Annotated in this window: 17 protein-coding genes; 8 read left to right on the top strand and 9 right to left on the bottom strand. The window is 71.3% G+C overall.

Annotated elements, in window-relative coordinates; translation table 11 throughout:
• Nucleotides 1-297: 297 nt before the first annotated feature.
• Entirely contained in the window at nucleotides 298-1683 is a 1386-nt protein-coding gene (locus C1A33_RS05230; RefSeq protein WP_207770173.1) for a recombinase family protein, read from the bottom strand.
• 33 nt (nucleotides 1684-1716) lie between these two features.
• Between C1A33_RS05230 and C1A33_RS05235 the strand changes: the two genes are divergently transcribed.
• A complete protein-coding gene (locus C1A33_RS05235) occupies nucleotides 1717-2853 on the top strand; it encodes an HNH endonuclease signature motif containing protein (protein WP_101830389.1) in 1137 nt (378 codons plus the stop codon).
• A gap of 425 nt (nucleotides 2854-3278) precedes the next feature.
• Here C1A33_RS05235 and C1A33_RS36245 read toward each other — a convergent pair whose 3' ends face one another.
• Together C1A33_RS36245 and C1A33_RS05250 are read right to left on the bottom strand one after the other, a co-directional pair.
• On the bottom strand, nucleotides 3279-3701 hold the full coding sequence (locus C1A33_RS36245; RefSeq protein WP_243407211.1) for a hypothetical protein: 423 nt from the start codon (nucleotides 3699-3701) through the stop codon (nucleotides 3279-3281).
• Between the two features lie 118 nt (nucleotides 3702-3819).
• Entirely contained in the window at nucleotides 3820-4704 is an 885-nt protein-coding gene (locus C1A33_RS05250; protein ID WP_101830390.1) for an NAD(P)-dependent oxidoreductase, read from the bottom strand.
• Nucleotides 4705-4754: 50 nt separating this feature from the next.
• On the opposite strand from C1A33_RS05250, the gene C1A33_RS05255 reads away from it, so the two are divergent.
• A complete protein-coding gene (locus tag C1A33_RS05255) occupies nucleotides 4755-5162 on the top strand; it encodes a MerR family transcriptional regulator (protein ID WP_101830391.1) in 408 nt (135 codons plus the stop codon).
• Nucleotides 5163-5446: 284 nt separating this feature from the next.
• Here the strand turns inward: C1A33_RS05255 and C1A33_RS05260 are convergent, their stop codons facing one another.
• The gene (locus C1A33_RS05260; protein ID WP_243407212.1) at nucleotides 5447-6208 is read right to left on the bottom strand and encodes a M24 family metallopeptidase; all 762 of its coding nucleotides are present in this window, start codon (nucleotides 6206-6208) and stop codon (nucleotides 5447-5449) included.
• A 173-nt stretch (nucleotides 6209-6381) separates the two neighbouring features.
• Between C1A33_RS05260 and C1A33_RS05265 the strand changes: the two genes are divergently transcribed.
• From C1A33_RS05265 to C1A33_RS05275, 3 genes are all read left to right on the top strand, one after another.
• Nucleotides 6382-7539 (top strand): RNA polymerase subunit sigma-70, encoded by a 1158-nt coding sequence (locus C1A33_RS05265; RefSeq protein ID WP_101830392.1) that lies wholly within the window; start codon nucleotides 6382-6384, stop codon nucleotides 7537-7539.
• A 638-nt stretch (nucleotides 7540-8177) separates the two neighbouring features.
• A complete protein-coding gene (locus tag C1A33_RS05270) occupies nucleotides 8178-9059 on the top strand; it encodes a hypothetical protein (protein ID WP_101830393.1) in 882 nt (293 codons plus the stop codon).
• Nucleotides 9041-10102, top strand: coding sequence for a hypothetical protein (locus C1A33_RS05275; protein ID WP_101830394.1), 1062 nt, complete (start codon nucleotides 9041-9043; stop codon nucleotides 10100-10102). Before C1A33_RS05270 ends, C1A33_RS05275 begins: the two co-directional genes overlap by 19 nt.
• A 542-nt stretch (nucleotides 10103-10644) precedes the next feature.
• Here C1A33_RS05275 and C1A33_RS36250 read toward each other — a convergent pair.
• The 4 genes from C1A33_RS36250 to C1A33_RS05300 all read right to left on the bottom strand — a co-directional run bounded on the left by C1A33_RS36250 (nucleotide 10645) and on the right by C1A33_RS05300 (nucleotide 13486).
• On the bottom strand, nucleotides 10645-10983 hold the full coding sequence (locus tag C1A33_RS36250; protein WP_243407213.1) for a hypothetical protein: 339 nt from the start codon (nucleotides 10981-10983) through the stop codon (nucleotides 10645-10647).
• Nucleotides 10984-11130: 147 nt separating this feature from the next.
• On the bottom strand, nucleotides 11131-12237 hold the full coding sequence (locus C1A33_RS05290; RefSeq protein ID WP_101830395.1) for a phosphotransferase family protein: 1107 nt from the start codon (nucleotides 12235-12237) through the stop codon (nucleotides 11131-11133).
• 6 nt (nucleotides 12238-12243) lie between these two features.
• A complete protein-coding gene (locus C1A33_RS05295; protein ID WP_101830396.1) occupies nucleotides 12244-12411 on the bottom strand; it encodes an antitoxin in 168 nt (55 codons plus the stop codon).
• A gap of 301 nt (nucleotides 12412-12712) precedes the next feature.
• Nucleotides 12713-13486 (bottom strand): type 1 glutamine amidotransferase domain-containing protein, encoded by a 774-nt coding sequence (locus tag C1A33_RS05300; protein ID WP_101830397.1) that lies wholly within the window; start codon nucleotides 13484-13486, stop codon nucleotides 12713-12715.
• Nucleotides 13487-13898: 412 nt separating this feature from the next.
• On the opposite strand from C1A33_RS05300, the gene C1A33_RS05305 reads away from it, so the two are divergent.
• The 3 genes from C1A33_RS05305 (at nucleotide 13899) to C1A33_RS05315 (ending at nucleotide 16594) form a co-directional block, all read left to right on the top strand.
• Nucleotides 13899-14996 carry an aromatic ring-hydroxylating oxygenase subunit alpha gene (locus tag C1A33_RS05305; RefSeq protein WP_101830398.1) on the top strand — a complete coding sequence of 366 codons (1098 nt, stop codon included), beginning with the start codon at nucleotides 13899-13901 and terminating at the stop codon, nucleotides 14994-14996.
• A gap of 128 nt (nucleotides 14997-15124) precedes the next feature.
• The gene (locus tag C1A33_RS05310; RefSeq protein ID WP_165818237.1) at nucleotides 15125-16198 is read left to right on the top strand and encodes an isopenicillin N synthase family dioxygenase; all 1074 of its coding nucleotides are present in this window, start codon (nucleotides 15125-15127) and stop codon (nucleotides 16196-16198) included.
• 75 nt (nucleotides 16199-16273) lie between these two features.
• Complete coding sequence (locus C1A33_RS05315) at nucleotides 16274-16594, top strand: hypothetical protein (protein ID WP_101830400.1); 321 nt, start codon at nucleotides 16274-16276, stop codon at nucleotides 16592-16594.
• Here C1A33_RS05315 and C1A33_RS37325 read toward each other — a convergent pair.
• On the bottom strand, nucleotides 16591-18399 hold the full coding sequence (locus C1A33_RS37325; RefSeq protein ID WP_101830401.1) for an SDR family oxidoreductase: 1809 nt from the start codon (nucleotides 18397-18399) through the stop codon (nucleotides 16591-16593). The genes C1A33_RS05315 and C1A33_RS37325 overlap by 4 nt on opposite strands.
• Nucleotides 18400-18533: the final 134 nt, after the last annotated feature.

Here is an 18533-nt window from a genome sequence, read left to right on the forward strand (position 1 = left end):
ATCCGGGGCCGGTCGACCGCAACCCGACCCCCCGCCCCACCCCCGAGGATGCGAGGCCACCGTGACATCCTCCCCGGCCGCAGACGACCCACCCGATTCGATCAACGAAGAAGATCATCCCGGGGATGGCGACCGGCAAGCCTGGATCGATGAACAGCTACGGTCCGCGCCCCCCGTGCCAGAGAACTACGCTCGACTCATAGCCGCGATTCTCTGGAATACCGCCGATAGGGAAGGGTAGACGCATAAGAAAGGGGCACCTCTGGCGGGGTGCCCCTTTCGTCGTTCTATGGAGTTTTAGTGGTTCTTCTGAGAGAGGTCGCGCCAGACCACGCGCACCTGATGAGGATCGGCCTTCCCCATGTCGGGAAGCGCCTGCACGATAATTCCGTCAATGAGAAGCGTCAGGATCGATCGGCGTGCGGTGAGGTCGCCGGAATCCCACATGGTCGCCGCGTCCAACGGAATAGCCACAGTCCGCCGTCGGGTGGCATCCAAGTCCGCCCGCAGACTCTCCGCGCGTCGGTTGATACCGGCAAGAAGCATATTCGCTTCCCCGATCTTCATCTTTCCCGCCGCATAGTCATCGGAGATGGATTCCGCCCGCTTCTCCAGACCGGCAAGTTCCGTTTCGATCCCGCTTGGGTCGACACTGCTCGGGGCGGTGAGGTGCAGTTGTTCCAGACGCTGGGGGATCAGGTCGATTATCGCTTCGTCGATCGCGCTCTGCCGAATCGATGCTTTCATGTCGCACGACTTCCAGCCGAACCTACGCTGAGATCGCGGAGGGCAGTTATACATCTTTGCGCTGGCGGCACTGACCATCCGGTGCCCACACGACGAGCAGAACAGGAACCCGGGGAGAAGCCTCTTCACCTGGTTACCGGTAGTCGTGCGACGGCTCGCGTCATTCAGTTTCGCGCAAACCTGTTCCCATTTTTCCACGGAGATGATCGCAGGCCACTTAGCCGGACCAATGATCTTACCCTGGTAGACCCTCAGTCCCGCGATCGCGGGATTCTTCAATAGCCTACCCAGCGTGACGATGTTCCACTCTCGGCCGCTAATCCGGCTCAATTCGACCGCAATGCTGTTCACGGACTTCCCTGCGAGAACCTTGTCTGCCGCATCGTTGAGCATCTTCGCGTGTTCCGGCATCAGCTCGTTCCGGTTTTCCGGATTCCATCCGAACGAGCGGTGTCCGCCATGATCCTCGCCATTCTCGGCCCGCTGCTTCGCTGCCCGTGTCGTCCGTTCCGCGATACGTTCCACTTCCGCCGTGTCGATCGCACCGATCAAATCCGCCATCATCCGGCCATCGGCAGTGGTGAAGTCGTACGACGGGCCGTTTACCGCAATGAGCCGCGTGTTCGTCTCTCGGAACAACTCGATCACACGAATCCGGTCTTTGCGCGAGCGGAAGAAGCGGTTCGCAGTCCAGGAAACCACCACGTCCACCAGCCCACCCATGACCATGGACATGATCTCTTCAAAGCCGGGGCGGACCACGCTTTCCTTCGTCGCGCTAAGATCGTTATCCACGAAGACGGGCGCGATCAGCTCCCAGTCCTCGTGCCGGTTGATCAGAGACAGGCAGTCCTCTGCCTGCCTGGTCACACCAGCCTCGCGACCCTCCCGATCATCAGAGATCCGGACGTTCGCGACCACCCGCAGCTTCCCCACCAGAGGAGCGTAACCGGCGGAAAGTGACGTTACGTGTCGTGTTGGCTTCTCACCCATGACCACGCCCACGTCATTCGCGACGCCCTCCTCGCGCTGCCGCAGGACATCACCGACGAGGAACGCAGGACCGCCGAGCAGACCCTGCTCGACCACGCCCACGTCCTCGACCCGTATCGGCTGGTGAAGCTCGCCGCCCGCATCCGCGAGCACCTCACCCGCGTCGACACCTCCCCCGGCGGCGACGATCCACACGCCGACAGCCACACCGGCCAGCCCGGCGACGCCCCGAACGACGACAGCCGCTCCGACGGTGGCAGCGGCGCCGACGGCGGCAGCGGCGCCGACGGCGGCAGCGGCGCCGACGGCGGCAGCCGGCGGGGGCCCGGCGACGAGGACGACCGTCCCTCCCCGGACCCCGCCCAGATCCGCCGCCTCACCTTCACCGACACCGTCCGCGGCACCACTCTGATCAGCGGCGAGCTCGACGCCGAGGGCGCCGCGCTGCTTCGCACGGCCCTGGACCGCCTCGCCGCGCCCCGGCCCGCCGCCGACGGCCGTCTCGACCCCCGCAGTCCCGCGCACCGCCGCGCCGACGCCCTCGTCGAGCTCGTCACTCGCGCGCTCAGCGGCTCGTCGCTACCCACCTCCGGCGGGCTGCGTCCCCACCTGAGCGTGATCATCCCCTGGGAAACCCTCGTGGGCGCCGGCCTCGAACCAGCCATCACCGACTGGGACCTGCCCCTGCCCCGTGGCGTGCTCACTCGCCTGGCCTGCGACGCCGAGGTCACCCGGATCGTCCTCGACCCGGGCGGCGTCCCCCTCGACGTGGGACGCGCAGCCCGCACGGTGTACCCGACGCTGCGCCGCGCCCTCGTCGTCCGCGATCGCGGATGCGCGTTCCCGGGATGCGACGCGCCACCTCAGTGGACGGACGCCCACCACGTCATCCACTGGTTGCACGGAGGAGGCACGAAGCTTCACAACCTCGTCCTCCTCTGCGGTCCCCATCACCGGCAGGTCCACCACGACAAGTGGACGATCCACTTCGAGGACGACCACCGGCCCACCTTCATCCCACCCGCCCACGTCGACCCTCGCCGCCGACCGCGCCGCAACCACCGCAACCAGCCCTTCCCGCCCGTTCCCGAGCCGCGTATACCAGCGGGATGAGGGTCGGCGGGCGACGGCCGCGCGATCACATGGAGGCACGCACCGGTGCGTGGCCGCGGGCAGGCGTGTGGCCGCGGGCGGTCCCTCGGGCGGGGACTGGCACATGAGCGAGGGCGAGCGAGCGGGCGAGAGCGACACGGGCAGCGGCGCGGGCGAGGGCAGCGGTGCCAGAGCTGACCGTGCCGCGGTGGCGGTGTGCCGTTCACCAGCCAGCGGCCGATGTGCTGGACCTTCCAGCGGACCGGGTCGTGCGGGGTATGGGTGCGGCCGTCACGCCAGAAGCGGTCGAGGTTCAGCGCGCCCGCGAACCGTGCGGGTGCCGCCGAGCTCGAACAGCTCCGACGCGGCGGGCACCGCGGTCCTTGCGCCGGCGACCTTGGCCTCGGTGGCCACCGAGGCCCTGGCGGTGCTGTCGTCCGTCGGGTTCAGGTCGGCCTCGTCGATGCGGACGCAGCCTCGCGCAGCAGGGCCTCCGCCGCCCGGACCTCGATCTCCAGATCGCCGGCCTGCTGGAGGAGCAGCGGCTCGTCGGCGGCCCTCGCCGCACCACTCTCGAACCATGGCCCGGCCTTCGTGACCTGTGCGACGGCGGCGTCCAGCGCACCACGGGCGATACCGGTGTCGAGGGCGGCGTGCAGCACCTGGGCGCGGGCGCCGTAGGTCTTCGGGCCGTCGAAGATCGAGGGAGAAGGAGACGATCTGATCGGCCAGTTCGCCTCGGTCGACGAAGGGTTGACCGGCCACCAGAACCTGGTTCTGCTGGCCCGTCTCCTCGGGTTTCCGCTGGTCCTGACTGCCGCACTCGGTCTCGCCCTCGGTTTCCGCCCGGAGGCCGGCGCATCCGGCATGATCCTGGCGATCCTGCTGATCCTCTCGTTCTCGCTCGCATGGATCTTCACGACCGTGGGCCTCTGGTCGCGTTGTCGATGGGCATCCCGGCCAGCCAGATCTCGATATCGGGATCGGTCAGTGGTCGCCGGGTATGCCGAACTCCTCGATCAGCACGGGATACTGCTCCCCACCATGTCCGGCGGCGATCGAGCGGTCGGCCATCGTTTTGATCAGCCTGGGCAGTTCGGCGTTGACTCCTACCGCCTCGCTCTGCTCGATCAGGTGCGTCATCGCCCGCGCGTCGGTCTCCAGGGCCGACACCTCGGCGGGGAAGGAGCCGGCGTCGATCTGCTCGGCATATCCGGGCAGCCATTCGGCGACGCCGGCGGCGATCTGCTGGGCGAACGGCGCATACGTCGCGGCGTCGACACCGGCCGTCCTGAGCAGGGCAGTGCCCTGGAGCCAGGCGTTCAGGACGCTCCACATCATGGCCAGGCCGGCCACGTCATACAGGGACGCCAGCCCGTGGTCCGCGCCGAGGTAGGTGACGGTGCCCAACGCGTCGAGTGTTGGCCTGTGTGCCTCGAAGTCCGGCCGCGGCCCGCTGTGCAGAATCACCGCCTCGGCGGTCCCGATCGCCGGCGGGATGGCCATGATGGCGCCGTCCAGGTAGTGAGCGCCGTGCTGCTCGGCCCATCGGGCGGCTTCCCGGGCCTGGGCCGAGTCGCCCGAGGTCAGGTTGATCAACATCGTGCCGTCCAGCTCGATGTCGCTCGCGGCGAGCAGTTCGTGCATGGCCCGGTAGTCGGTGACGCAGATGACCGTCAGGGAACCTGCCCTGAGCGCGTCACCGACCGTCGGCGCGAGCCGTGCGCCCTCGGCCACCAGCTTGTCGGCCTTGGAGGTCGTGCGGTTCCACACGGTTGTGGGATGCCCGGCTTTCAGGAACGCGCCGGCGAGTGCCTGGCCCATCCGTCCGAGTCCGATGACTGTCACGGGTGTGTCGGGGCTGTCGTTCATGGCAGCATCGTCAACGTTGAGACCGGTGTGAAGGTCACGCGGAGGTTTCGATGCGGATCGGGGAGCTGAGTCGTCGGACGGGCGTCAACGCCCATCAGCTGCGCTACTACGAGGCTCAGGGCCTGCTGGAGGCAGACCGCGGCGCGAACGGTTACCGCGAGTACGGCGAGAACGCCGTGCTGCGGGTGAATCAGATCCGGCACCTGCTTGGTGCCGGTCTGTCGTCCGAGGACATCGCGTACCTGCTGCCCTGCGCGGTCGGAGAGGCCCCGGAGCTGCCCGGGTGCCCCGAGCTGCTGGCCGCGATGCGCTCCCGGCTGCAGCGACTGAACGACCAGATAGACAGGCTTGCGCAATCCCGCGACGCGCTCACCACCTACATCGACGCGGCCGAGCGAATGGGCAGCGAGAGCTATCCACCCTTTGACAATGCTGACCTGGAGCCCGCCCCTGCATAACCGCAGACGATCTCCGGCCGCAGTATCAGCCCATCGTGCACGCGGCGACGACGGCAGCGGGCAGTCCGACTGCCTGCCACTCCGCGCCCGAGACCATGCCGAGCAGGTGCGCCAGATGGTTGCGTTGACCTAGCGGTGGTGCGCTGGCCCATGCCGTCCCAGTCGTCCTCGATGCGGACACCTGGCTGGTCTCGGCGGCGCGACAGACCGGACGGCCCGACAGACCCGACAGGCAAGACGGGCTGGCGGGCTGGCGGGCTGGCCCGCCGATGGGAGTCGGGCGGCTACTCGTGGCCGAGGTCGAGGAGTTCCTCGTGGAAGCCGCCGAACCCACGGGCGCGGTCGACCAGATGGATCTCGAGGATCCAGTGGCAGCGCCGCCCGTCGTGGTCGAGCCGGCGCATCGGACGGTCGCTACCCGGCGTCACGTAGTACTCGACCTTGTCACCCGGGATGCGGGCGTGGGGGAACTCGCCGACGAGATGACCGGCGATCGGGCCGCCGAACGCCCAGCCCGCCTCCTCGGCCAGCCGGTTGACCGCCGCGTAGAACTCAGCGCCGGTGATGGCGGGATGGTCGTCGTAGTGGCACCGGGCCGCGTCGAAGATCCGCGTCAGGTCGGCGCACAGCCGGTGCTTGGCCGGATCGTCACCCAGGACGAAGGTGCGGCCGAAGTCGGCCTCCCAGTCACCGAAGACCGGGCCGAAGTCGCAGAACGCGATGTCGTCCGCGGCGATCAGCCGGTCCGGCGGGTTGTCCGCGTAGGGATGCAGGGTGTTCGGGCCGGCGCGCACGATCCGCTTGTGCCAGTGCTGGCGGGTACCGAACATCTCCTCGGCGAGATCGCGGATCGCGTCGCTGACCTCGCGCTCCCCGCGTCCGGCGACGACCAGCCCACGGGCGGCGACCTCGTCGAACAGCGCCCGCGCGCGATCCTGAGCGGCCAGCAGGCGGGCGGCTCGGCCGCCCTCGGTCTCCACGGATCCCGCGTCGAGTGATCCCGCGTCGAGTGATCCGGCGTCGAGTGATCCGGCGTCGAGGTCCACGGTGGCTCATCGTACGGGCAGCGGGAGACGGCCTTCCGCCGCGGGAGCAGGACACAGGCCGGCTGGCCGCGCCCGAGGCCCCGGAGGTGCCTCGCTTTCGCGAAGACGGCACAATGCGACCGACCGGACGACCGGAGCCAGACAGAACCTGAAGGACCAGCCAGGGAGCGGTCATGGACGCCACCGACAACCTGGACGCGGCGCACGCGCGAGACGCTGGCCGTGCCGAGGAGGAACAGCTGCTGGCCGCGGCCAGGGCCGGCGACGCGGAGGCGTTCCGCCGGCTGATGGCGCCGCAGGAGGCACGGCTTCGGGCGCACTGCTACCGCATGCTGGGCTCGTTGTTCGACGCCGAGGACGCCCTGCAGGACACCATGATCAAGGCGTGGCAGGGGCTCGGTGGCTTCGACGGTCGCAGTCAGATCGGCACCTGGCTGTATCGGATCGCCACCACGACCTGCCTGAACGCGCTGCGCAGCCGGTCGCGGCGGGCACTGCCGATAGACGTCGGCTTCCGCTCGGGCGACCCGGGTGACGCTGCCGGCGCGCCGAGCGCCGAGTCGACCTGGCTGGAGCCGCTGCCGGACGCGATGCTCGGCCCGCGGGCGGCGCCCGACCCGCAGGAATCGTACGAGCTGCGTGAGAGCGTGGAACTCGCTCTGGTCGCCGCCTGGCAGCACCTCCCGGCCCGGCAGCGGGCGGCGCTGCTGCTCACCGACGTGCTCGGCTACCCGGCCCGCGACGCCGCCGAGGCACTCGACACGACGACGGCGGCGCTCAACAGCGCCCTGCAGCGCGCCCGCGCCCTCGTCGCCGATCGGGTGCCCGCGCGGTCGCAGCAGGCGACGCTGCGCCGGCTCGGTGACGCCGGCATCGACGCGGCCGTGGCGCGCTTCCAGCGGGCGATGGACGACGCCGACGTCACCGCGGTCGTCGGCATGCTGCGGGAGGACGCGACCTGGTCGATGCCGCCGCAGCCAGCATGGTTCGCCGGGCACGACGCGATCGGCGCGTTCCTGGCCGCCAATCCGTTCCGCTACTTCCGGTGGCGCAGCATCGCGACGCGGGCAAACGGTCAGCCGGCGCTGGCGGCATATTCGGCTCTGAGCACCGAGCCGCCGAACACTCCTTACCTCCCGCACGCGATCAACGTTCTCACGTTCGCCGATGCGGGCGACGACGCCGACACCGACAAGGGCGGCGGCCCTGTCACCGCGGTGACGACGTTTCTCGACGTCACCCGCCGCGGCGTGAGTGGCCCGGACTTCCGGGCCTTCACCGACACCGGTCTGTTCGCCCGGTTCGGGCTGCCGGCGGCCCTTCCCGCCTGAGAGCCGCGCGACCCTTCCCGCCTGAAAGCTGCGCGGACCGTGTCCGCCTTTTGTCCGTCCGCGCGCCACGTGTCCGCGGAATGCCATTCTGGCAGCACTATGTCCTGACTGTGATCTTCCGTGGGGGCGGCGAAGGCAATTCTGCTGCCTGCCAGCGTTACATCCACGGACCAGGAGCGGTGATGCGACCCACCAGCCCAGGATTCGGAAAGCACCTGACAATCCCCGTCGGCGGCGACGGCGAAGGAGAGGAGCCCTGATCGACCGAACCGGCCCCCACCACCGTCGCCACACCCCGGAGTAGGGCGCACGGACAGCTCGACTGCCTCCCCCCGCGCCACCACCGCCACGCCGCCACCAACGCCCCGCCAACATTCACGTCACGTCAGGGGTCAGGAGGACGTCGCGCCGCGGGTATCGACGGCGACGGCGGAACCAGCGTCGCCGGGGGCGCGGGGGAAGCGGCCCCGAACCATCGCGAGACAAACCGTCTAGATATTTGCATGTCTCCCGATTCCGGCGGACATGCTGTCCGCGTCGACATCATCGTGAGTAGACTCATCCTCGGCCTACTCCCCCATAGGCCGTTCCTGGAAGGCACGTTCCAGTTCCTGACGGCATCGGCTCACGGGGGGAAGATGACGCATTTCGTCGACCGGCTGCGCAGTACGCCCACAGCCCGGTGGTATGAGCAGCTCGCCGAGCAGCGGCGACGGCGGTCATCGCTCGCGCGCGTCCCGGCCTACGACCAGTTCGAAGCAATGCTCCGCCGCCGCCTCGCCGGCAGCGGCGGGGATGTGACGGCGCTGGCGAGGACCCGGTTCACCCAGGCACAGCTCCTCGAGGAAACGGAGGTCCCCCGCAGCTCGCTGCACCACATGTTCCACGCCGACAAACCGCCCTGCCTGGTCTACCGGAAAGTCCCCCACAGCGATGACGCGGGGAAACCGGCGGAGGAGCGGGGCCAGGGCGCGCTGAGTGCCATGCGCATCTCGACCGCGCAGGGCATCTGGGCCGCCGAGGTGAAGGTCTGGACGTACTGGCCCTGTCGGGACGGCTGGCTCGAGGTGCTCGCCGGGTTGGACGACCCGGTCCGACGCACGGCGGCGGAGTCGCTCGTGCTCATGGTCGCCGAATGGGCCAGCCGGAATCGGGCGGTCGCGGCCTGCCACGGATTCGCCCCGCCGCTCGCCGCCGTCGAGGACCTGCTCGTCGTCAGCCGTAGCCAGCTGAACCCGTCCGACGCCGTCGAACTGCTGACCACCGTGACGCGCCGAGCGCTGCAGGACCACGGCCGCGGCCCGGCGGACCTGCTCAACGTCGTCCACGACAGCCTGATGGGCCTGGCCTTCGACGCCGGCGACGGCCTCACCCACGCGATGGGCGATCTGGTCGCCTCCGTGTCGACCCTCGCCCGGCTCGTGCCGACGATCCCGCCGCCGCGGCGCGCCCTGCTCGCCGACGAACTCGGCCCCACCTTCGCCGACCTCATGGAGCTGCTGTGCCCTCCGACGCGGTGATTGACCCGCGGCACCGCGAGGCCCGCTACGTCGAGGAACGACTGCGCGCCCGGCTGCTCGCCCTGCAGCACCACGCGGTGGAACGCGCTGCCGGCCGCGGGGACCTCGATGCCGGCCGCATCCGGGACCTCGAGGACCTGCTGGCTGACGCGTCCGCCCAGCTCACCGCGAGCGAGGAGGCCCCGCGCATCGCGTTCCGCATCCGCTGTGCCCTGGAGGAACGACGCGACGCCCGGCGTACCGTCGACGAGTCGGCGCGGGCCTGGTTGGCGCTGCACGATCACGGCGTGCGTGCCTTCGGCCCGACGGACGACGCGGTGACCCGCGCCCACTCGTTCGCCATCCGCTACACCCGGCTGCGGGGCGGCCCCGCCGAGCTCGACGACGGCGTGAGCCGCTACGAGCGGCAGCTGCAGGAGCGCCGCAGCCGCTTCGGGCTGCACGACCAGCGCACCCACATCACCCGCACCAACCTCGCCGTGGCCCTGCGCGACCGCGGCTCGCCCGACGACTTCGCCCGCGCACGGCGGATCCTCACCGAGGAGATCCACGACCGCACCGCCGACTTCGGCCCCGATGACCCCGTCACCTGGTCGGCCCTGGTCATCATGGCGCAGACCATGCTCTGCCAGGCCGAGTCCCCGCCGACCGGCGCCGTGGTGCGGCAGGCGCTGTGCGAGAAGGCGCTGGACATTCTGCAGCCGATCCTGCGGGCCCGTCAGCGGCGGTTCGGCCCCTCCGAGGTGACCTTGCAGGCGACGCTGGTCGCCGCACACGCGGAACTGCTGCTCAGCCGGGTGGAGCCGGCCGCCGTCCGGATCCGCTACGTCCAGGCCGTCGCGGACCGCACCCGCATCCGGCTCACCCCCGGCTGGGCCGACTGCCTCCTCGCTCGCGCGCTGCCCCCGAACGATCCGCGAGCCCTCGCCTCGGCCCGCGCCGCGCTCGCCGCCCGCCGGGACTACTACCCCCCGCACGCCCGGCAGGTCCGCGACGCCGAACAGCTCGTCGTCCGGCTGGCCTCCCGCCGGCCATCCCCGTGACCACGCCATCGCCCGACCCACCAGGGCCACCAGGGCCACCAGGGCCGGGCGAATCCAGGTCGACGCACACCACGGGAGCGCGCGGGCACCACGGCGGCCCGGCCGCGTCCCCCCGGACCGCGGCCGGGCCTCATCGTGACGCTGACACTCCGGCTCGCCGCATGGCCAGACGTCCCAGCGGTGGGTTATATCGGCCACCCTTCCGCGTTACTTCGGATTGCGCACGGACCGCCGCCGCCACACAATGCGCACCCCGACTGAGCCGCGCCCAGCGCCATTCGATGACGGAAAGAACGTATCACGCCATCGGTCGGTTCCAACAGGCAGCCACACCCGTCTCGCGCTACCGTCAGAACCACCCGTCCTGCAGAGTCCAACAATTCCGCACATTTGCTGGGCCGCATCGACACAAGCTTTCAGATCATAGTTTGGACCGCCATCCTGAAGGATTACACGTCGATTCCTCCTCGTCACCCACCAGTAAAAGAGCGGTCTCGGGTGGAATTCAGCGCACTATTGGAGTCGCCGCGGATCGAACGCCGTTATCCGGAATGATCCTCGCGAGAAGCCGGGCCGGCGCCCGTGACCGCCCCAGCCGCGCCGGTCGCGCCAGCCTCACCGGTCCCACCAGCCACCCCGGCCAGCTCGTCCACCCCGGCCGCCACGGCCAGCTCGGCCGCCACGGCCGCCACGGCCAGCTCGGCCGCCACGGCCACCTCGGCCGCCCCCTGCGTCTGCGGCGGTTTCGGCAGCGCGCCGCGCAGCTGGGAGGCGAGACCGGCGAGCACGCCGAGGCCGGCGGCGACGCCGAAGACGACCATCAGCCCGTGATGGAACGGCCCGGCCAGCAGGTGCGGGAAGAAGTCGCGGCCGGTGAGCACGGCCCGATGCTCCGGCGGCGCCGGCCGTCCGCGGCCAGCAGGTGCTCGACCGGGTTCACGCCGAGGACGGTGGCGAACAGCGACGACACCGGCGGCAGCGTCCCCACGTGCTGGGCGACCGAGACCGGCGGCCGCGACCGGCGGCGGTCAGGCGCGCGCGTCGCGCGTCTCGACGAGGACCCGGGTGAGCAGGGTGGCGGCGTAGCGGTCGATGCGGGGCACCAGATGGGGTGGCAGGAGCTCGTACTCGCGGATCATCCGGGTGACGCGGGCGCCGAGCAGCGTGTGGCGGACCGAGGCGAACAGCAGATGGTGGTCGAGGTCGACCAGCGGGCGGCCGAGCAGCTCGGCGTAGCGGGCGGCGGTCTCGGTGCGGTCGGGCAGGCCGGACAGGCGCGCGATCCCGACGCCCTCGCTGAGGTGCCGGTCCAGGTGCAGGAACCAGCCGAGGTCGGTCTCGGGCTGGCCGAGCGACATCATTTCCCAGTCCAGGACGGATGCTACCCGCTCCCCCTGGAAGATCATGTTGCCGAGGCGGGCGTCGCCCCACAGCAGCCGGACGGGATGTGGCTCGGCCGGCGGATGGGCGCGCAGCCAGTCGAGCGCCGCCACGAGAGTGGCGCGGGCGACGTCCTCCGGCGCGAAGAAGTCCAGATGACGCTCGTACGCGGCGAGCTGCTGCGCCATGCCGGCCGGCCCGTACTCCGGCTGCCCGGCGAACTCCAGGCCGAGCTGGCCGGGATCAAGACGGTGGATGCGCGCCATCGCCACCAGCGCCGCGTCCCACATCCGCGCCCGCTCGGCCGGCGTCGCCTCGTGCAGGAAACCCTGCATGTGGTACGGCGGGATGTCAGGCGGCACGTCGCCGTCGACGAGGCCGAGGACGACGAACGGCGCCCCGAGCACCGCCGGATCGAGCTCGACGCCGTACACCGGCGGCACCGGCACGTCGCTGTGCCGGCCGAGGATCTCCACGACACGGCACTGCTCGGCGAACCGGTCCCACGGGTAGAGCTGGAACCGCCGCGGCGCCAGGCGCACCACCAGCGGCCGGGCCACCCGCCGCCCGTCCGGCCCGGTCCGGTGCGCCGGCAGCAGCACCAGTTCCCCCGAGTACCCCTGACCCGGCGGGACGCACGGCTCACCCAGCTCCCAGCGCGTCGGCCCGTCCCCGGGCGTGGCGTCGTGGACGGCGAGCCAGTCCGTCAGCCGCGCCCGCAGCCGGGCCGGGTCGGTCTGGAACGGAACGGCCATGGGGGCTCAGGTGCGGTCCTGCAGCTCCTGCACGGCGCGGTCGATGTGGTCGCTGTACTTGTTCCCGGTGCGCTCGTCGACCACGTCGCCGACCTTCTCGGCCGCGGCGTCGATCTTGTCGTCGTGCTTCTCCGCCAGATCGCCGAGCTTGCCGAGCGCGTCCTTGAAGTCCACTGTCGAGGCCTCTCTCCGCCGTCCGGTCTCCGCCGTCCGGCACCGGGCGCCACCTAACTGCTCCGCTAATCATGATGATATCCCGGCGGAGCGTCCCGCGGCCCCGCCCATGGCGGGTCAGACCTGGTCAGGGACGGTCGCGTCCGGGGGGAACGCGCAGACGGAGCGCGCGATGCTCACGGTCCCGCGGGACCTGGACGCGCGGATCCCACCAGCACGCAGACGCGCGGGTCCCGCGGGACCCGGATGGTGGCGTCGATCAGCGCAAGTCGATCAGCGCAGATCGATCAGCGCAGATCGATCAGCGCAGATCGTCAGCGCTGGCGCGGGCGGCCTCGGTGTCCGTGCCGGCACCGCCGGACTCGCGGGCGAACACGTCGGCTGCCCGCCGGTCCGCGGAGGTCTGCCCGGCCACCTGGCGAGCGGCCTCGGCGTCGCTCAGACCCGCACCCGCCGGACGGGAGGTGCCGGCACCGTTGTGCGGGCCGAACCCGGCATGCGGGCCGACGCCGGTGTCCCGTACTGGACGGACGTGGTCGACGATCGCCGCGCAGAAGGCCTTGAGGTCGTCCGGTCGCCGGCTGCTGATCAGCGGGTTCGGGCCGTCGACGCAGACGACGACCTCCTCGTCGACCCACCTCGCGCCGGCGCCCCGCAGGTCGGTGCGCAGGCTCGGCCAGATGGTGATCCGCCGCCCGCGCACCGCGTCCGCCTCGATCAGCGTCCACGGCCCGTGGCAGATCACCGCGATGGGCCGACCGGCATCGACGAACTCCCGGGTGAATCGCACGGCCTGCGGCTGGGTACGCAGGAAGTCGGGGTTCGCCACGCCGCCGGGCAGGACGAGCGCGTCGAAGTCCGCCGACCGCGCCGTGTCGAGCGTCTCGTCGACAGCGAAGCGGTCGGCGCGGTCCAGGTGATGGAAGGCCTGGACCGTCCCCGGGTGCGTGGACACCAGGACCGGGTCCCCGCCCGCGTCGCGCACCGCCGCCCACGGTTCGGTGAGTTCCAGTTGTTCGACGCCCTCCGGGGCGACCAGAAACGCGACCCGGGTGCCTGCCATGTCGTGGGTCATCAGCGTGCTCCTCTCGTCTCGTTCGCGTCGGATTGCTCACACCGGACGAGCCGGCACCGTCGCCCTGCCCGGCGGCGAACCAGTTACGCGGATTCGATACGGCGAGCACAAACTGTGACGCTTCGTGACGAACCGTGGTCCGTGTGCGCAGACGACCGGACATATCGGGCGCCGGATCGCACGCAATGCGACTCAGTCACTCCTGTCGGAATTAGGACTCATACCGGAGCGGCAGCGTTTGAAGGCTGACACATACGATCTGTTTCCGACCGGGATTTGCGATCTTGTGCGTCGCCGGCTCGGCGACGCACCGCGCACCCCCGCCGCTTGAGGGAGGCATCCGATAGACCGCGACGAGCTTGTCGACCTGACTCGACGGGCACTCAAAATCGCAACGGACAAGACAACGGACATGACGGTGTCGGAGCGCCGTCAGCCGGCTGCGGCATACACCGATCAGGAACGCTTCCGCCGGGAGCGGGAACTCGTCCTGAGGTCGCCGCAGCTGGTCGGTTATCGTTCTGAACTCCCGACGCCGGGCAGCTACACCACGAAGACCGTCATGGACGTCCCCGTGCTGCTGACCCGGGGGTCCGACGGCGTCGTGCGCGCCTTCCAGAACATCTGCGCGCACCGTCAGGCACCGGTCGCGCAGGGCTGCGGGGAGGCGGAGCGGTTCGTCTGCCCGTTCCACGCGTGGACCTACGACAACCGGGGCTGCTTCGTCGGCGGACCTGGCCGGGAGGGTTTCCCGACGACGCTGGGCAGCGGGGCGCCGGGCACCGGGCCCGCGCTCACCGAGCTGCCCGCCGCCGAGCACTCGGGATTCCTCTGGGTGGGCCTGCGGCCGCAGGACGGGCCGCTGGACATCGCCACGCACCTGGGCGAGCTCGGCCCGGAGCTCGAGTCCTGGAACATCGGGAACTGGGCGCCGGTGGGCGAGAAAGTTCTCGACGCCCAGGCCAACTGGAAGTTCGTCCTGGACACGTTCGCGGAGAACTACCATTTCGCGACCGTGCACAAGGACACCTTCGCCCTGTTCACCCGCAGCAACTGCGCGCTGTTCGACTCGTTCGGCCCGCACCATCGGCTGGTGTTCCCGATGCGGAACATCGTTGATCTCCAGGATCAGCCGGAGGAGTCGTGGGAACCACTGAACAACTTCGTGGTGATCTACGCGCTGTTCCCGAACATCGTGCTGTCCTGCACCGTGGCCAACGGCGAGGTCTTCCGGGTCTATCCCGGGCGTGAGGCGGGTCACTCGGTGACCTACCACCAGAACGCCTCGCCAATGGACCTCACCGACGAGGCGACCCGCAAGGCCGCCGACGACATCTTCGAGTACGCGCACGCGACCGTGCGTGACGAGGACTTCCGGCTCGCGGGTGACATCCAGCGGGCGTTCGCCTCCGGGGCGCGCCCGGAACTCGTCTTCGGCCGCAACGAGCCGGGCCTGCACCACCGGCACGCCGCGATCGACGAGGCGCTGGGCGAGAAGCTCGGCGGCTGAGGCGGCCCGCGCGGGCGGGGTCGCCAACCCGCCCGCGTCAGGATCGACCCGGCCGTCACGCGGCGGTAACGGGAGCCCTCTACCGTGCTGGGCGTCGCATGCTGCCGACCAGCGCGAGGGGGTTGTCGATGCCGGACGGCGGGAGACCGCGGGACACGAGGCCGGGCGTCGTCCCGATCGTGGATGTCTCCGCGTGGACGGCGCCGGACGCCGCCGACCGGTCCACCGAGCGCCAGGCGGTGGCCCGCCGGCTCGACGCGGTCTGCCGCACGGTCGGCTTCGCGCAGATCGTCGGCCATGGCGTCCCGGACACCCTGATCGCCGACATGCTCGCCGTCACCACCGAGTTCTTCGACCAACCGGTTGAGGAGAAGCGCCGGCTGCTGCCCCCCGGCCCGGAGGTCAACCGCGGGTACGCCCCGCTCGGCAGCGAGGCGCTCGCCTACAGCCTCGGCGCCGAGGACGCGCTGCCCGACCTGTTCGAGGCGTTCAACGTCGGCGTGGACGCGTGGCCCGCCGGCGACCCGTACCACGAGGCCGAGTCGCACCGGATGTTCGCGCCGAACCTGTGGCCGGCGCACCCGGCCCGGATGCGCGCGGTCTGGGTCGAGTACTTCACCACCCTCAGCCGGCTCGCCGGCACCCTGATGTCGGCGTTCGCGCAGGCACTCGACCTGCCGACGGACTACTTCGCCACCCGCACCGGACGGGCGCCGAACGTCATGCGGGCCAACCGCTACCTGCGCCACCCGGGCGCACCCGACCCGGCGCCGGGCCAGCTGCGGATGGGCGCCCACACCGACTACGGCGCGTGCACCATCCTGCTGGCCGACGACGTGCCCGGACTGGAGATCCTCGGCCCGGACGGCCGCTGGCACGGCGTGCGGCCGGCGCCGGGCGCGTTCATCGTCAACATCGGGGATCTGCTGGCCCGCTGGACGAACGACCGCTGGCGTTCCACACTGCACCGCGTCGTCCCCCCGCCCACCGCCGAGCACGGGCCGGCGCTGCGCCGCTCGATCGCGTTCTTCCACGAGGGCAACCACGACGCCGTCGTCGAGTGCCTGCCCACCTGCGTCTCGGCGGACAACCCGGCCCGCTACCCGGCGGAGACCGTCGCCGACCACCTGATGGCCAAGCTCCTCGGTCCCCGCACCCTCACCACCTCCGCCGCCACCTCGACCACCATCGGCCGAGCCTGACAGGGGCGGGCGGCCCGCGAGGGGATGACATTGGGCCCGGGAACGTGGCCGCGCAGTGGGCGTAGCGTGACCGGCATGGCATCGGTACCCACTGCACCCGTCGTCGCCGCCGGGCTGGTCGGCGGCTACTCGGTAGCCCGTCTCAGCGGGCATCGTGAACTGGGCGGGGTCGTGCTCGCCCTCGGCGGAGCGGTCTGCGGTCGCTCCTGGCTGCGCCAGCGCGGCCCCACCCTGACCGGCGTGCTGCTCGGCACGTACACGGCGGCCTTCGGCGCCGCCCATCCCCTGGCGAAGAAGCTCGGCGCCTGGCCGTCCGTCCTCGCCGTCACGGCCGCCGCGTCGACCGCCTCCTACCTCCTCGCCGACCGCCCCGCCAGCCGGTCGGAAGCGCGCTAGGCGAAGGGGTCGAGGGCGTCGCGGAGGGCGTCGTCGGTCCAGGTGCCGAGATCGGCGCCGGCCAGGGACAGGGTGGCGGCCGGGCCGGGATGGGTGCGCAGACCGATCCAGCCTGGTCGCAGGACCAGTTCGGCGCCTGCGAGCGGGAGGGCGTCGTCCGCGGCGACGAGCCGTGCGGCGAGCTCCGCGAGCGGGACGGCGTCGGCCGGATCGGCACTCTCCCCGCTGATCGCGAACGCGACGAGCCGGGCCGGGCCGCCGGCGGGCGGGGCGCCGTCGTGGTCGGCCGGCAGCGCCGCCGGGGTGTCGTCGACGCAACGGGCGAGCTGGGTGACGGCCTGGGCGGCGCTGCGTCCACCCGGTGACGTCGCCGGCACGATGTGCACGATGCGCAGCGGCTGGCCGCTCGTCGCGGCGTGCCGCGCGGCGGCGCGGGCCCAGGCGGCGTGGGTGAGGATCGCGCCGGCCGTCCCGGCATGGCTGGCCAGCACCGCCTGCCAGTCCACCGCCGAGCCTGGCCCGCCCCCGGACGCGGATACGCCGGACGCGGATACGCCGGACGCGGATACGCCGGACGCGGATACGCCGGACGCCGGTTCGCCCAACCCCAGGACACCGGGGGCGGCGTCGGGCGTGTCGAGGCCGTGGACGACGATGACCGCGTCGAGCCCGGCGCCGGTCGGGGACGTCGCCGCGGCCCGGCGGATGCCCTCCTCCGCGGCCATGAAGCCGGCCACCGGGTCGGGGCCGCCGGACACGCCGACCGGGACGACGACGGTGGCGTGACCCCAGGGGGTCAGCGCGGCCGAGAGCCCGTCGGCGAGGTCCCTGTCGTCGCAGACGACGAGACAGGTGCGGCCGGAATCGGCACCGGTCGCGGCCGTGGGTGCGGCGGCGGCGTCCAGCGGGCCGAAGCGCGGGTTGGAACCGCCGGTCGAACGCTGCTGCTCGTGGGCCGGGGTGAGCACGACCGGGCCGAGGGTGGGCAGCGCGGCGGCGGCGCCGACCCCACCCGTCGCGAACGCCTCCACCAGCCGCGGCGGCGCGATCAGGGACAGTTCCGGGCCCGCCGAGAAGATCACCCGTCCACGGCACCAGCCGAACGCGTCGCCGGCCATCCGCGCCGCCGCCGGGGCCATGTGCTCCGGCTGCGGCATCGCGGACAGGTCGAGGCCGCCGGGGTCGGCGCCGGCGAAGGCGAGGCTCGCCCGGACCATCCGCGTCGCCGCGATCGGCGACAGCGCGTTGACCGACACCCCCGCCGGCATCCGCGGCCCGAGCTGCCAGGTCAGCGCCGCGACGGCGCGCTTGGCCGCCCCGTAGGCGGGGCCGTCGACGGACGTGCGGGCGAGCCCGACCCCCGAGGAGACAGCGATGAAGCGACCCCGGCCGGCCGCCACCATCGGCGGCAGCGTCGCGGCCAGCATGGTGAGGTGCCCCCGGATGTGCACGTCGAGGACGATCGCCCAGTCCTCGGCGGTGCCGTCGACGATGCGGGGGAAGCGGATGGCACCGGCGGTGTTGACGACGGCGTCGAGGGTGCCGTGGGTGGCGAGGGTCTCGTCGACCAGTTTCTGGATGGCGGCCTCGTCGGTGACGGAGATCGCGGCGGCGATGGCCCGGCCGCCCTGCGCCTCGATTCGCTCGACGGTGTCCTGGGCGGTCGCCTCGGCGAGCGGTTCGCCGCCGACGCCGCTGCCGTCGTCGACCACGATCACCGTCGCGCCCTGGCGGGCCAGCTCCAGGGACACCTCGGAGCCGATTCCACCACCGCCGCCCGTCACGATCACCACGCGACCCCGCATCCGACCAGCCTCCTCCACCCGTGACAGGCCTCACACGCTAATGAGTGTCCCGATTCGTCGTCAACGGGCAGCGTCGTCCGGGTCGCCCCTGACCTGCTCTGTCAGGTCATCGACGGGATGGTGGGAACCCTCGG

It is taken from the genome of Frankia canadensis, from assembly GCF_900197875.1.
Taxonomy (GTDB): domain Bacteria; phylum Actinomycetota; class Actinomycetes; order Frankiales; family Frankiaceae; genus Frankia; species Frankia canadensis.

Bases quoted from the DNA above. Each gene is read 5' to 3' on its own strand.
- C1A33_RS05305 (WP_101830398.1), top strand. From the start codon at position 13,899: ATGACGGTGTCGGAGCGCCGTCAGCCGGCTGCGGCATACACCGATCAG.
- C1A33_RS05265 (WP_101830392.1), top strand. From the start codon at position 6,382: ATGGACGCCACCGACAACCTGGACGCGGCGCACGCGCGAGACGCTGGC.
- C1A33_RS05250 (WP_101830390.1), bottom strand. From the start codon at position 4,704: ATGAACGACAGCCCCGACACACCCGTGACAGTCATCGGACTCGGACGG.
- C1A33_RS05255 (WP_101830391.1), top strand. From the start codon at position 4,755: ATGCGGATCGGGGAGCTGAGTCGTCGGACGGGCGTCAACGCCCATCAG.
- C1A33_RS37325 (WP_101830401.1), bottom strand. From the start codon at position 18,399: ATGCGGGGTCGCGTGGTGATCGTGACGGGCGGCGGTGGTGGAATCGGC.
- C1A33_RS05300 (WP_101830397.1), bottom strand. From the start codon at position 13,486: ATGACCCACGACATGGCAGGCACCCGGGTCGCGTTTCTGGTCGCCCCG.
- C1A33_RS05310 (WP_165818237.1), top strand. From the start codon at position 15,125: ATGCCGGACGGCGGGAGACCGCGGGACACGAGGCCGGGCGTCGTCCCG.
- C1A33_RS05290 (WP_101830395.1), bottom strand. From the start codon at position 12,237: ATGGCCGTTCCGTTCCAGACCGACCCGGCCCGGCTGCGGGCGCGGCTG.
- C1A33_RS36245 (WP_243407211.1), bottom strand. From the start codon at position 3,701: ATGCCGGATGCGCCGGCCTCCGGGCGGAAACCGAGGGCGAGACCGAGT.
- C1A33_RS05270 (WP_101830393.1), top strand. From the start codon at position 8,178: ATGACGCATTTCGTCGACCGGCTGCGCAGTACGCCCACAGCCCGGTGG.
- C1A33_RS05315 (WP_101830400.1), top strand. From the start codon at position 16,274: ATGGCATCGGTACCCACTGCACCCGTCGTCGCCGCCGGGCTGGTCGGC.